The organism is Streptomyces sp. NPDC043738 (genome assembly GCF_056436545.1).
Map to the genome: position 1 here is coordinate 181,103 of NZ_JBWKCJ010000003.1, position 12,017 is coordinate 193,119.

The 12,017-nt window shown below is 70.1% G+C and carries 9 protein-coding genes and 1 tRNA gene; 2 read left to right on the forward strand and 8 right to left on the reverse strand.

The window, feature by feature from the left end; genetic code table 11:
* Positions 1 to 227: 227 nt before the first annotated feature.
* The 5 genes from AC0680_RS06270 to AC0680_RS06290 form a co-directional block, all read right to left on the reverse strand.
* Complete coding sequence (locus AC0680_RS06270) at positions 228 to 1,961, reverse strand: relaxase/mobilization nuclease domain-containing protein (protein ID WP_478625409.1); 1,734 nt, start codon at positions 1,959 to 1,961, stop codon at positions 228 to 230.
* Positions 1,958 to 2,692 (reverse strand): MobC family plasmid mobilization relaxosome protein, encoded by a 735-nt coding sequence (locus AC0680_RS06275; protein ID WP_478625411.1) that lies wholly within the window; start codon positions 2,690 to 2,692, stop codon positions 1,958 to 1,960. Before AC0680_RS06275 ends, AC0680_RS06270 begins: the two co-directional genes overlap by 4 nt.
* 171 nt (positions 2,693 to 2,863) lie before the next feature.
* Positions 2,864 to 3,733, reverse strand: a complete 870-nt coding sequence (locus AC0680_RS06280) for a DUF2637 domain-containing protein (RefSeq protein WP_478625412.1) — start codon at positions 3,731 to 3,733, stop codon at positions 2,864 to 2,866.
* A 420-nt stretch (positions 3,734 to 4,153) separates the two neighbouring features.
* Positions 4,154 to 5,467 carry a DUF3631 domain-containing protein gene (locus tag AC0680_RS06285; protein WP_478625726.1) on the reverse strand — a complete coding sequence of 438 codons (1,314 nt, stop codon included), beginning with the start codon at positions 5,465 to 5,467 and terminating at the stop codon, positions 4,154 to 4,156.
* A gap of 233 nt (positions 5,468 to 5,700) precedes the next feature.
* Positions 5,701 to 5,931 (reverse strand): hypothetical protein, encoded by a 231-nt coding sequence (locus AC0680_RS06290; protein WP_478625415.1) that lies wholly within the window; start codon positions 5,929 to 5,931, stop codon positions 5,701 to 5,703.
* A 94-nt stretch (positions 5,932 to 6,025) separates the two neighbouring features.
* On the opposite strand from AC0680_RS06290, the gene AC0680_RS06295 reads away from it, so the two are divergent.
* Together AC0680_RS06295 and AC0680_RS06300 are read left to right on the forward strand one after the other, a co-directional pair.
* Positions 6,026 to 6,727: a helix-turn-helix domain-containing protein gene (locus AC0680_RS06295; protein WP_478625417.1), complete on the forward strand. Its 702-nt coding sequence runs from the start codon at positions 6,026 to 6,028 to the stop codon at positions 6,725 to 6,727.
* Complete coding sequence (locus AC0680_RS06300) at positions 6,724 to 8,337, forward strand: tyrosine-type recombinase/integrase (protein ID WP_478625419.1); 1,614 nt, start codon at positions 6,724 to 6,726, stop codon at positions 8,335 to 8,337. Before AC0680_RS06295 ends, AC0680_RS06300 begins: the two co-directional genes overlap by 4 nt.
* Before the next feature lie 129 nt (positions 8,338 to 8,466).
* Here AC0680_RS06300 and AC0680_RS06305 read toward each other — a convergent pair.
* The 3 genes from AC0680_RS06305 to AC0680_RS06315 form a co-directional block, all read right to left on the reverse strand.
* Positions 8,467 to 8,540 (reverse strand) — tRNA-Thr (locus tag AC0680_RS06305).
* A 93-nt stretch (positions 8,541 to 8,633) separates the two neighbouring features.
* Positions 8,634 to 10,220: an alpha/beta hydrolase gene (locus AC0680_RS06310; protein WP_478625421.1), complete on the reverse strand. Its 1,587-nt coding sequence runs from the start codon at positions 10,218 to 10,220 to the stop codon at positions 8,634 to 8,636.
* A 338-nt stretch (positions 10,221 to 10,558) separates the two neighbouring features.
* Positions 10,559 to 11,806, reverse strand: coding sequence for a DNA polymerase III subunit delta' (locus tag AC0680_RS06315; protein WP_478625423.1), 1,248 nt, complete (start codon positions 11,804 to 11,806; stop codon positions 10,559 to 10,561).
* Positions 11,807 to 12,017: the final 211 nt, after the last annotated feature.

Genomic DNA, 12,017 nt, shown 5'->3' on the forward strand with positions numbered 1-12,017 from the left:
CCAGGACTTCCGCCTCACACGTAGTGACGATGGCATACGGCACTGACAACCGACCTGGTGAGGACACATTCCAGCCACGATGCAGGCAGTGCGTCCCCACCGGAATCGACGTCCTCGCCTCCGGAGCACTGGCGACCCGCTGGGGTGTGACCCCGGTCCAGCTCTGGGCAGAGCCCTTCTGGGGCCGTTCGTACTGCCGACGACCGGCCCCACGAGGGTGTCGGGATCTACCGACGCTGCCGGTGTTGCGGGCTGGTGGGGGTCGTGCCTGCTACGGGCTGCGGGGCTTGAACCTGCCGGGAAGTGATGTCTGTTGCCATGGTGGTACGGCTGCGGGCGGCTTCGGCGCGGCGGTTGGGTACGGGGTTGCGGCTCGTGTGCTGGATGCGGGTGATCAGGACGCGGGCGGGCTGGCGGGCGGTGTCCAGTTCGCGTTGGGCGGCGGCTTCCTTGAGGAGCTGGTGGGGCTTGTGGCCGCCGGCCTCGGCATCGGCAAGGGCCGCGGCGAGGGCGGGCCAGGCAGGGTCGGCGAGGATCCGCTGGGCGTGATCGGGGACGGCCGCGTGGACGTCGTTGGCCAGGGTGCGGCGGGCCTCTTCCTTGGGCTGGCGGTGCTGCAGTTCGGTGAGTGTGAGGGCGAGGGCATGGTCGGCGGCGGCCTGGAGATGTTGGAGGGTCTGTCGGGCGGCGTCTGCCTGGTGCGCGTGTTGCTTCGCCTCGTGCCAGCGTTGGGCGAGGATGGTTGCCCAGACCATGGCCGAGAGCAGGGCGGCCAGTGCGCTGCCGTCCGGGCCGGTGGCGGTGTTGATGATGTCGCGGGCGGCGAGACGTACCGCGTCAGCGGCGCGGTCTTCTGACCGGATCTGGGAGCGCTGGGCACGGAAGAACGCCTTGGACGCGGCCTGTAGTTCGCCACGCAGGGTCGTGGGGGACTTCTGCGCGGTGGCCTCGATCAGTTCACCTAGGGCAGTGATGTGAGCCTGGGACAATGCGTCTGCTGCATCGCCTGTGGTGGCATCACTGAGTTGGGCGTGGAGGGTGTCGAGGACGTCGGTGGCCTGCTGCCAGGGGGTGGTGGGCCGGTTGCGGAGGGCAGTGGGGTGCTCTTCGGGCTGGCTGGTGGCCAGGCGGGCCTTCAGCTTGGGCAGGGAGAGGTCGGGAGCCACCTTCCCGCCGGCCTTGAAGATCTGTTCGCCGCCCTTCTTGACGTCGCCGGGGCGGCCGACGGCATAGCCGAGGAGGTCACCGGACGGTCCGCGCGTGGACTTGACCAGGACGCCATCGGCTTCGAGGTAGGTGAGCAGTTCCTCAGCATCGGTGACGTGCGGGATAGCGGCACGGATACGATCTTCGAGCCACTCCTGGGCGGGCTGTTCCCAGCCGAGGCGTTCGGCCTTGTGCATCTCGGCCTGGGTGGGCCGACGAGTGCCGGTGCGGTCGCCCTTCTTCAGTCGGCGCAGGCCGTAGTCCTTCTCGATCTCGCGGCATTCGTCGCCGACGCGTATGCCGCTGTCGTGGAGTTTGGGGCGGCGGCCGTCTTCACGGACGGTGGTGGCGAGGATGTGGATGTGGTCGTCGGCGTGGCGAACGGCGATCCAGCGGCAGGCCAGGTCGTCGCCTTCGGGTGCGATGCCGGCGACGGCCACGATGCGCTGGGCGATCTCGCCCCATTCGGCGTCGGAGAGGTAGCGGTCTTCGGGGGCGGCGCGGACGGGGCAGTGCCAGACGTGGTCGGTGATCTTCTTGCCGAACTCGCTGTTGCGCAGCCGGACGGGCTCGTCGAGGTGGCGGGCGAGTTGGGTGAGGGTGGCGTGCTCGTCGCGGCCGGGGTCGGGCATGCCGAGCATCGCGAAGCCGGCGACGATGTGCGGGTCGAGGTGTTCATCGGCGCGGCCGGGCCCGTAGAGGTAGGCGAGCAGACCGCGCGTCTTGGAACCTGGCCGCTTGATGGCGGCGATCATGCGGCGGCCTCTTCTTCCGGGGTGGCGGGTTGGCGCAGGGCCTCGGCTATCAGTTCCAGCAGGTGGTGGAGTTCGTCGAGGCGGTGGCGCAGGTCGGGTGGGGTGCGGTCGCTGTTGAGGGCGCGGGCGATCTGGTTGACGTTGACGCCGATCCGGTTGAGCTGACGCAGGACCTGAGCGCGGAAGATGTGGGTGCGGCGGCGGTCCTCGGACAGCGGCAGGTTGGCGGTGAACCGGCCAGTGACGAAGGCGAGGACGACGTCGGCGGCGAAGCCGGACTTCCCCTTGTAGCCGTGCTCGGCGGCTGCCTCCTGGAGGCGGACGTCCTCGTCATCGGTGAAGAGCATGGGTCCAACGCGGACGGTGCGTTTGGTGCCGGTGAAGCGGCGGATAGTGGGCTGCGCGCTCTTCACAGTGGGCTCGCCGGCAGCGGTTTCGGTGACACGGGAAGGGCGGAGGATCTCGCGCTGCGCGGCGTGGAGGTTGTCCAGGGTGGGGCTGCCCTCGGCCCCGGCCTCCTGGCCTGGCGCCCCCTGGCGCTGGGCCTCCTCCGCCACCCCCGGGGCGGAGGTCCCCGAGATCCGGCCTTGAGTCGGACTCGGGGTACTACTGGCTCCGCCCGGGGCACTCCGTCCGAACGCGCGCCGTAGACGGTCCATCAGCGTAGGGGACTTCGTCAGTGGCAGCGGCTCGTCGGGAGCGTCCTCGGGGTGGTGCGGGTCGTGCGTCATGGGCGGTTCTCCAGAAAGCGCGGTGCAGAAGACAGGCGGGTGGGGAGGGTCCGTCGAAGCGCGGGCGATCGCCGTCTCGTCCACAGGTGGGGATAAGCGGGAGGCGTGTGGGGTGGTGACCGGCTGGCTGGGTGACCGGAAGGGGTTCCGGTCACCCAGCGGGGCGGGCGGTCAGCCGCTGGCGGCAACGGTGATCCCAGCGGCTTCGAGTTCCGGCCGGAGGATCTCCATCACCTTGGTCTGCCGCTCGCTGCTGATCGTCAGGTCCCTGTCCGCCACGGCCTTCTTGAGGAGGGCCCGGGTGAGCCTGCCGTGTTCAAATGCGGCGATCCGGCCGATCTCCGCAAGCTCCTCGATCGTGGCTTTGGGCGGGCGGCCACCGCGTGGCCTGCTCTCCGGAACCTCGGAAGGTGGTTGCGGCGACTGCGCGGAATGGACGGCCAGTGGTTCGGAGGGGCCGGCGAAAGTGACGACCGGTGGCTGGGCGGACTCGGTGGCCGGTGGTTGCGGTGCCTGGACGAGAGCGGGGTCCGGGCGCCTGGCGGGCCGGTCGACGAGCTGGTGGATCTGCCGCATGAGTACGGCGAAGGCCAGCAGCGCGGCGGTCGGGGGAACCGCGGCGACCACGTAGTCGAGCAACGGCACGGCGCTGGCGTTCCCCGTGCCGCTGACCCCCGCGACGTTCAGCGCGATGGAGCCGACCGCTCCGCTGGCGGTCAGCGCGATCGCCCACCCGTCGGTGACCCGGCGCAGGCCCGCGCGGAGCATGAGCAGTTCACCCGCGACGATGAACGCGTCCAGGGTCGCAGGCCACGCCCAGCGGCGGACCGGTGAACTTCCCAGCCCGTGCTGGCCGGCGACATCGGCCAAGTGCGCGTACGAAAGCCAGAACGCTCCGGCGGTGAGGGCGACGATGACGGCTCCCGCCGCGAGGAGCGCGTACCGCTCGGCAGCGCGCTTGGCGATCGCTGGCTGCGCTTCGCCGGGCCGGTCACCCTGTGGCTGATGGTGCGATGAGTGGGGGATGGCATGGGTGGTCAAGCGGGGTACTCCTGCGGTAGCGGTGTGGTGCGTCTTTGCCGTCTTGGCCGTTGCAAGCGCAGGTCAGGGCGGTACGGCAGCGGCCTCGGCCTTCCGTCCTGGCGGGTGCCGTCGGCGTCTTCAGCGCTGCCGCGAGGGGGCTCAGACGGTTCGTCACGCCTGAGCCCCGTCTCGTGGTGACCCTGTCGGCCAGGACGGCGCTGTTGCGCCTTCCGTCCCGGTGGGCAGGGCCGTGACCTCCGGTGATACGGCAAGGACGTACAGGACGGCACAAGACGGATCTGGATAGCGTCTTGGGTGGATCGCGCGCCGGTCATGATCGCGTTGCCGTCTTGGCCCCGGTTGCCGTCTTGGCCATAGGCCGTTTGACCTGCGAGATCACGGCAGGGACGGCAAGGACGGCAACCAGGGGCGTGGCGCTCAGCCTTCGCCGGGGGCGGGGTCGGCGTCGACGGGATGGATGGTGGGGCAGTAACGCCGCCATGCGTCGAGGAACTTGTTGCGCATGTAGCCCTTGCGCTGGGTCCGGTCGGCCATGCGCACGTTGCCGGAATGGATGCCGAATTCACGGAGCATCCTGCTCAGGTCACGGGCGGTCAGCCCGTTGCGTCCCCACTCGGCCCACGGGCTTTCGGGGTCCTGGCGCAGCTGGTGGAGGAGTTCCTCGGTGGACAGGCTGTCCACCTCGCGCTGAGCGACGAAGACCCGGCGGATGTCGGCGAGGATCCGCGCCCCGCTGGGGTGATCCTCCTCGGCTGCCACTTCGGCGGTGACCATCCGCATGCAGGCGACCCGCGCCAGACGGGGCCACCGCCCGCCGGCCAGGTCGGCGACGATGACCAGGGGCTCCCAGGTGTCCGCCGCCCGGTCCTCGACCGGCATGTCCGGCTCCAACTCCGCCGCCTCGTCCAGCAGCGGCTTGGCCAACGCGGCGATGCGGTCGCGCAGATTGTGCAGGGCCGGGATGTCTCGGCGGGAGCGGAAGGGCTTGACCTTCTCGCCCTCGGCCCGGCGCCGCATGCGGATCACCACCGCCCGGTCCATGATCGTGTCGGGCAGGTCACCGATCCCCGCGATCGCCGCCATGGCGAAGGTGGCGAACCGGTGCGGGGTGTGGTCGTTGCCAACGACACGCGTGACGTAGCGGTTGCGCTGGTGACCGGCGTTGAGCAAGCCACGCATCTCCTCGTTCTTCTCCGCCATCTTCGGCGTACCGAAGATCGTGTCCGCCTCGTCCACCAGGAGCGTGGGCGGCGCTTCCTCGGTGATCGACCGGAAGACCGCCGCAGGCGTGGTGTTGATGGTCAGCATCGGCGCGTGGACCGTCTCGGTGAGCACGTCCAGAAGCCGCGACTTGCCGCACCGCTTCGCGGGCCCCACCACCGCCAGACGCGGGGCGTGCTGCCACGCGGGCTGCAGATGCGTCGCCACCACCCACAAGGTGATCGCGTCCAGCGCCTCCGATGAGGGCGGGATCACGAACTGGGCAATCTGGGCACGCAGTTCGTCTAGCAGCTCCGAGCCGTACGTCGGCTCGGCATCGGGTATCTCCTGCGGCCCGCCCGGCGCATCCGCCTCATCGGCACTGCGGGTGACCGCATCGCCGACCAGCTCTGGATCGGCGTCGTCAGCCTGCGCAGCGCGCAGGTGGGCGCCAGGGTGGCCAGGGATGGCGGCTACGGGCCAGGTTGCCTTGGCGGGGGCGGAATAGGACTCGGGATTCTCGGGTTGCACAGGGCAGCTCCTCGTCTGGCGGTGGCGGGCTCGCACGCCCTTGCCGCCGGGTCGGTTCGCATCGGACTGCTGGGGAGTCATTGGGCCTCCGGCGTCGCACCGCCGGAGGCTCTCCCCTTTCTCGCGGGTACTCGGGCACCGCGAGGGACCACGGACAGTACGTCCACGCCTGTCCACAGTCCAGCATTTCTGTGTCAGCTCAGCGCAGAAGCGTCTGCTAGGCACGCGTCCTCTCACGCGGCCAGCCCCAGCAAGGCCAACAGGTCGGCGGTCACCACTCGGTAGGCGCTACCCAGCCGCAGCACCTTGCACGGGTACTGGCCCCGCTTGGCCAGCTCGTACCCCTTACTCCGACCGAGCCCCAACGCTCGATTGCCGGTCTCCAGGTCAACAGCGGCAGGAAGCTCCATCAGCTCCTCACGGCTCATGCCCTTCGTTCGACAGGCGGACTCGTTCTCACGCATACGCGCTCCGTCCATGACTGAGCCCTCGGCGAACGCGACAACCACGTCCGTCTCCAGGCGTGAGAACCACCATGACGAGAGCTAATGTGTCTCCATGACACAGCACCATTCCGACCATGGATACGAGAACGAAGACGAGGACGAATTCCTCGAATGGGAGGACCACGTCATGGCCACCGTGGCCGGCGAGGTCCGCAGACGACGGAAGGAACTGCGGTGGAGCGCACAGGACCTGGCCGACCGGTGCGAGGAGATCGGCTACCCGATCCCCCGCAACGTGATCGCCAACATGGAATCCGGCCGCCGCGCCGCCCTGCCTCTGGTCGAGATCATGGTCCTCGCCAAGGCCCTGCGTGTGTCCCCCATCAGCCTGATCTACCCCGTCGGCTACACCACCGAAGTCCGACAACTGCCCTACGAGGATCCAAGGCCGACCTGGGACGCCCTGCAGTGGTTCGTCGGCAACTCCCCTGCCGGTGACGCCACCGACTACATGCTCGACCACTTCCAAGCCCACGACCTCGAACTCCGCTCGGCCCAGGCCGCCTTGGAAAGCGAGGACTACGAACGCTGGAAGGTGAAGACCGCCGCCAACCGCGTCCAACGGGAAGCGGCCGAGCGCGCCCTGGCCCGCTACATCGACCAGGCCACCCAGGCCAAGTACGAGCTATGCCGACACCGCAACGCCATCCGTGAAGGTGGCGGCACCCCACCTCAGCTGCCCTCTTCACTCGCCGACGTCGACCCACCCGAACGCGACGCCGACACCTTCACCACCGAGGAGAACGACCTTTGAAGGGCTCCACCTACCGCCGCTGCTCCTGCCGCGACCCGAAGACCGGCAAGGAACTCGGCACCTCCTGCCCCAAGCGCAACAGCAGGAACCACTGCACCTACTCCATACGCCAGGAGCTGCCGCCGCGTGAGGACGGCAGCCGCAGGTCCTTCGCCCGTGGCGGCTATGACAGTCGCAAGGCCGCCCAGGCCGACCTCGACCACGTCCGCTCCCTCTTGGGCCTGGCCGAGTCGGACGACCCCGAAGGCACGGAACTGATTGCCGCCATGCTGGCGGAAGTCAGCAGCGAGAGGGCTCCTTTGCCGGAGGTCGAGGAGACCAGGCGCCGGCTCAAGACCGGCCAGGACCTCATCGGCCGGATCACCGTCGGCGAATGGCTCGACCAGTGGCTCGCGGGCAAGCGCATACGCAAGTCGGGCGTCAGCCGGTACGAGACCGATATCCGCGTCCACCTCAAGCCGCGGATCGGCCACCTTCGCCTCGACCGGCTGCGCGTGAGCCACCTCAGCGAGATGTTCACCGCCATCTCCGATGCCAACGCCGAGATCCTGGAGCAGAACGCCCAACGGCGATCTGTGATTGACGAGTTGGCGGCCGTGCCGTGGAAAGGCCAGGATCACCGTGCCCGCCGCAAGGCGATGAAGGCCGCGATCGGCGCGATGCCGCCCTTTCGCCGCGTCACCGGGCCCGCCACCCGCCTGCACATCAAGGCGACACTGCGGGCCTCGCTGAACGACGCGATCAGCCAGCAGATCCTCACCTTCAACCCGGCGGCGCACGTCGAGCTCGACCCCGTACGTAAGCCGAAGGCTCTGGTCTGGACGGACGAGCGGGTCGCCAAGTGGGAGCAGACGAGCGAGAAGCCGTCGCCCGTGATGGTCTGGACGCCCGAACAGACTGGCGCCTTCCTCGACTTCGTCGCCGAGGACCGGCTGTACGCGATGTGGCACCTGATCGCCTTCCGCGGCCTGCGTCGGGGCGAGGCGTGCGGGCAGCCGTGGTCGGAGACGAACCTCGACACCCACTCCCTCACCGTCTCCTCGCAGCTCGTCCAGGACGGCTGGGAGGTCGAGACGTCCGAGCCGAAGACGGACAGCGGCTTCCGTGTGGTCGCGCTCGATGACGACACGGTCGGCGTGCTGAAGCGGCACCGTGAGCGACAGGACACCGAGCGCGAGAAGTGGGGCTCCGCCTGGGTGGAGACCGGCCTGCTCTTCACCCAGGAAGGCGGCTCGTGGCTGCACCCCGGCAAGGTGACCGACCTCTTCGAACGGCTCGTCGCCGCCTCCGGACTGCCGCCGATCCGGCTGCATGACCTCCGCCACGGTGCGGCCACGCTCATGCTCGCCGCTGGCGTCGATGTGAAGGTCGTCTCCGACACCCTCGGGCACAGCGACACCCGGATCACGCGGGACATCTACCAGAGCGTCTTCCCGCAGGTCGCCAAGGACGCCGCCGAAGCCACCGCCAAGTTGGTCCCGCTCCAGCGGAAGACGGAGGCGGAAGAGGCCGCGCGCAAGGCGGAGAAGGCCCGGAAGAAGGCCAAGCGCGCCAAGAAAGCCCAGGCCGAGGGCAAGAAGAACGCCAAGCGGAAGAAGCCCAAGAAGTAGGTCACCGGACCGCTCCGCTCACGCATCGCTCACGCAGGCAATCCCACGGCACCCCGGCCGTGTGACGCGTCACGCCCCGAGCAACGCAAAAGGCCAGGTCACGGGCTATGTGACCTGGCCTTTTTACTGAGCCGCCTTCGGGATTCGAACCCGAGACCTACGCATTACGAGTGCGTTGCTCTGGCCAACTGAGCTAAGGCGGCGTGGTGCGCGGCCCAGTCTACACATCGCAGAGGGGTGGTCTGTAACCGGTTTACGGGCTGGTCAGGGGAGGGCGGCGGTGGATGTGAGGCAGGTCACTTGCAGTGCTTGTTCTTGGCCGGGGTGGTGCCGTCGAGGAGGTAGGTGTTGATCGCGGCGTCGATGCAGTCGCTGCCGCGGCCGTAGGCGGTGTGGCCGTCGCCCTCGTAGGTCAGGAGGGTGCCGCTGGAGAGCTGGCCGGCGAGGGCCTTGGCCCAGGTGTAGGGGGTGGCCGGGTCGCGGGTGGTGCCGACGACGACGATCGGGTTGGCGCCCTTGGCCTCGATGCGGTGGGCCTTGCCGGCGGACTTGACCGGCCAGTACGCGCAGTTCAGAGCGGCCCAGGCGAAGTTGTCGCCGAAGACCGGGGAGGCCTTGCGGAAGCTGGGCAGGGCGGCGCGTACCTGGTCGGGGGTGGTGAAGGCGGGCGCGAGGTCGAGGCAGTTGACGGCGGGGTTGGCGTACATCTGATTGGCGTAGCTGCCGTTGGGCTCGCGCTCGTAGTAGCTGTCGGAGAGGCTCAGCAGCCCGCGGCCGTTGCCGGCCTTGGCCTGGGCGAGGTAGTCGCGCAGCATCGGCCAGGCGCGCTGGTCGTACATCGCGGCGATGACGCCCGTGGTGGCGAGGGACTCGGTGAGCTTGCGCTCCTCGCCCGTCTCCGCGGGATGGGCGTCCAGCTTCTTGAAGAGGGCGGAGAGCTGCCGGCCGGCGTCCTCGGTGCTCTTGTCGCCCAGCGGGCAGCCCTGCTTCTTGATGCAGTCCGCGGCGAACGCCGTGAAGGCGGTGTTGAAGCCGGTGGTCTGGTCGATGTTGATCCTGCGGGCGTCGAGGTCCGGGTTCATGGCTCCGTCGAGGACCATACGGCCGGCGCGGGTGGGGAACAGGCCGGCGTAGGTCGCGCCGAGGAAGGTGCCGTAGGAGGCACCCACATACGTCACCTTCTTGTCGCCCAGGACGGCGCGCAGCACGTCCATGTCGCGGGCCGCCTCGATCGTGGAGACGTGCGCGAGCACCTTGCCGGAGCGGGACTCGCAGCCCTTGGCGAAGCCGCGGTAGGCGGCGGTGAGTTTGTCGACCTCGGCCGGGGAGTCCGGGGTCGGGTCGGTCTGGGTGTAGCGGTCCATCTCCTTGTCGGACAGGCACTCGACCGGCTCGCTGCGGGCCACGCCCCGCGGGTCCATCGCCACCATGTCGTACCGCGCGCGGACCGGCGCGGGCTGCGGCGCGTACTGCTGGAGGTAGTCGATCGCCGAACCGCCGGGGCCGCCCGGATTGACCATGAGGGAGCCGAGCCGGCTACCGGGGCCGGTGGCCTTCTTGCGGGCCACCGCGAGCTTGAGGTCCGTGGCCGCGCCGGGCTTGGCGTAATCCAGGGGCGCCTTCATCGTCGCGCACTCGAAGCCCGCGACTCCGCAGGCGTGCCAGTCCAGCTTCTGGTCGTAGTACGGGCGGAGTTTGGCCGGGATGGCGGTCGGGAGCGGCTGGAGGGAGCTGTCGGCGGGGCGCGGAGCGCCGGCCTCCGTCGTACGGCCCGAGGACGCGTCGGCGTCGGGGGACGAACGTTCCGAGGAGCAGCCGGAGATCAGCAGGGCAGAGGCCCCGAGGAAGGCGGCGGAGGCGCGGAGCAGGCGGCTGGTGGACATGGGCGGTCCCTTGGTCTCGGTCCCCTGGATCTGGAGCCTGGAGTGCGGGGAGCGGGTGTGGGCGGGGGTGTCGCTGTGGGGCGTGGAATGCGGTGCGGTCCTTGGGGGTGGGGTGGGGGGTGGGGGTGGGGTGGGGTGGGTGTGGTGAGTCGGGGTTGGTGGCGGGGGTCGGAATCTGGACGGAGCGTATTCGGGTGGGGACCTTGTGTGGTCGGCTTCGGGAAGGGGGTGGTGAGGTTGGGATTGGCGTGTGGGTGTGGGTGGGGGTGTGGCTGCGGGGGGGGTGGGTTCGGGGTTTTGTTGGTGGTCCGTGGGTGGGTGGGTGGATAGGGCCGGTGTCAGCCGGCGCGGAGGGCCGCCGTCATCGCCTCGACCGCCAGGAGGGGGGCCACGTTGCGGTCGAGGGCGTCGCGGCAGGCGATCACGGCTTCTATGCGGCGGAGGGTGCGTTCGGGGGTCGAGGTGCCGGCGATGCGCTGGACGCTGTCGCGTACCTCGTCGTTGGCGAGGGGGACCGAGGCGCCCATCTGGAGGGCGAGGACGTCGCGGTAGAAGCCGGTGAGGTCGACCAGGGCCAGGTCGAGGCTGTCGCGCTGGGTGCGGGTCGCCCGGCGCTTCTGCTTGTCCTGGAGCTCCTTCATGACGCCGGCCGTGCCACGGGGCAGTCGGCCGCCGGTCCCGGCGGCGGCGCCGAGCGCCGCGCGCAGCTCCTCGGTCTCCTTCGTGTCGACCTCTTCGGCGACCTGCTTGGCGTCCTCCCCCGCGGCGTCGATCAGCTCCTGGGCGGCCTTGAGGCAGCCGCCGATGTCATCGACGCGGAGGGGGAGCTTGAGCACCGCCGCGCGGCGGGCGCGGGCGCGCTCGTCGGTGGCGAGGCGACGGGCCCGGCCGATGTGGCCCTGGGTGGCGCGGGCGGCCCGGTCGGCGGCCTCCGGGGCGATGCCGTCGCGCCGTACGAGGACGTCGGCGACCGCGCCGACCGGTGGCGTGCGCAGGCTGAGGTGGCGGCAGCGCGAGCGGATGGTGGGGAGCACGTCATCGATGGAGGGGGCGCACAGGAGCCAGACCGTACGGGGGGCCGGCTCCTCCACGGCCTTGAGGAGGACGTTGCCGGCGCCCTCGGTGAGGCGGTCGGCGTCCTCCAGGACGATCACCTGCCAGCGGCCGCCGGCCGGGGAGAGCGAGGACCGGCGGACCAGGTCGCGGGTCTCCTTGACGCCGATGGACAGCAGGTCCGTACGGACGATCTCGACGTCGGCGTGGGTGCCCACCAGTGTCGTGTGGCAGCCGTCGCAGAAGCCGCAGCCCGGCGCGCCACCGAGCGCGCGGTCGGGGCTGACGCACTGCAGGGCGGCGGCGAAGGCGCGGGCGGCGGTGGAGCGGCCGGAACCGGGCGGGCCCGTGAACAGCCAGGCGTGCGTCATCTGGGAGGTGCCGCCGCGGTCGGCCGCCGGCTGCGGCTGCTCGCCGGGCCGGTCCTGCGGCGCCGCGTGCTCAGCCGTGACGATGGCGTCCGCATCGCGCGCGGCGGCGGCCAGCTGCGCCGTCACCCGGTCCTGGCCGACCACGTCGTCCCATACCGCCATCGCTGCCTGCCGTTCCTTTGCGTTCCGTGCTGCTCGTGACTCGCTCGACCCATTGTGGTGCAACCCACTGACAAACGAATCCGGAAGCCGTTTCCGGGGGCCGGCCGGCGCCGCCCACCCGGAAACGGAAAACGGCCGTGGGGGGGGGGGGGGGGGGGGGGGGTGTCGCGGGTTTGTGTTGTCGCGTTGCTCCTCGTAGCCTCGTCCGCTG